This is a genomic window from Streptomyces tricolor (genome assembly GCF_002155905.1).
Taxonomy (GTDB): Bacteria; Actinomycetota; Actinomycetes; order Streptomycetales; family Streptomycetaceae; genus Streptomyces; species Streptomyces tricolor.
Genome location: NZ_MUMF01000760.1, coordinates 1 through 1,348, shown reverse-complemented (window position 1 = coordinate 1,348; position 1,348 = coordinate 1). Strand labels below are relative to the sequence as shown.

At 74.0% G+C, this 1,348-nt stretch carries 2 protein-coding genes; both read left to right on the top strand.

Annotated elements, in window-relative coordinates:
* Positions 1-574: PD-(D/E)XK nuclease family protein (locus CCN44_RS38975; protein ID WP_143650341.1), on the top strand; the 574-nt coding region annotated here is incomplete at its 5' end.
* 53 nt (positions 575-627) lie between these two features.
* The coding region (locus tag CCN44_RS38970; RefSeq protein ID WP_143650339.1) for a M20/M25/M40 family metallo-hydrolase at positions 628-1,348 on the top strand (721 nt) is incomplete at its 3' end.

Here is a 1,348-nt window from a genome sequence, read left to right as displayed (position 1 = left end):
GCTCGCCGAGGACCCGGACGGGCTCGCACAGGAACTCGCGCGCCCCATGCCGCGCCCCCCGCAACCCGCCGCGCGGCGGGGCACCCGGTTCCACGCATGGGTGGAAGCCCGCTTCGAAGAGCTGACGCTGCCCCTGCTGGAACCCGACGAGCTGCCCGGCAGCGACGCCGAGATCGCTGACGAACGCGACCTGGAAGCCCTGAAGGGGGCCTTCGAACGCACCGAGTACGCCCGCCGCACCCCCTACCGGGTCGAGGCCCCCTTCCAGCTCACCCTCGCCGGCCGCGTCGTCCGGGGTCGCATCGACGCCGTCTACCGGCACGGCGACGGCGACGAGACGACCTACGAGATCATCGACTGGAAGACCCACCGCGCCCGCACCGCCGACCCGCTCCAGCTCGCCGTGTACCGGCTGGCCTGGGCCGAGCAGCAGGGCATACCCCCCGAGTCGGTCACGGCCGCCTTCCTGTACGTGCGCAGCGGCGAAGTCGTACGCCCCGAGCGACTGCCGGACCGGGCTGCGCTGGAACGGCTGCTCACGGGTGAGACGGAGAGCACACACGAGGCGACCTGAGTGTGACGAACCGCCCGCCGAGGATGTCGGTGCGGGCCGATAGGCTCGGGAGCATGAGCCAGACCCCGGACAGCGCCGTCCGCACGTACATCGAGCAGCACCGCGCCGCCTTCCTCGACGACCTCGCCGCGTGGCTGCGCATCCCCTCCGTGTCGGCCCAGCCCGACCACGCGGCCGACGTACGGCGCAGCGCCGACTGGCTCGCCGCCCGGCTCAAGGAGACCGGCTTCCCGACCGCCGAGATCTGGGAGACCCCGGGCGCCCCCGCCGTCTTCGCCGAGTGGCCCTCGGGCGACCCGCAGGCCCCCACGGTCCTCGTCTACGGCCACCACGACGTGCAGCCCGCCGCCCGCGAGGACGGCTGGGACAGCGACCCCTTCGAACCCGTCGTCCGCGGCAACCGCCTCTACGCGCGCGGGGCCGCCGACGACAAGGGCCAGGTGTTCTTCCACACACTCGGCGTCCGCGCCCACCTCGCCGCCACCGGCCGCACCGCGCCCGCCGTCAACCTCAAGCTGCTGATCGAGGGCGAGGAGGAATCCGGCTCCCCGCACTTCCGGGCCCTGGTGGAGGAGCGGGCCGGGCGGCTCGCCGCCGACGCCGTGATCGTCTCCGACACCGGCATGTGGTCCGAGGACACCCCGACCGTGTGCACCGGCATGCGCGGCCTCGCCGAGTGCGAGATCCGGCTCCACGGCCCCGACCAGGACATCCACTCCGGCTCCTTCGGCGGCGGTGGCCGGGTTGGGCACGGCGCCGCCGAAGGAGCCGGAG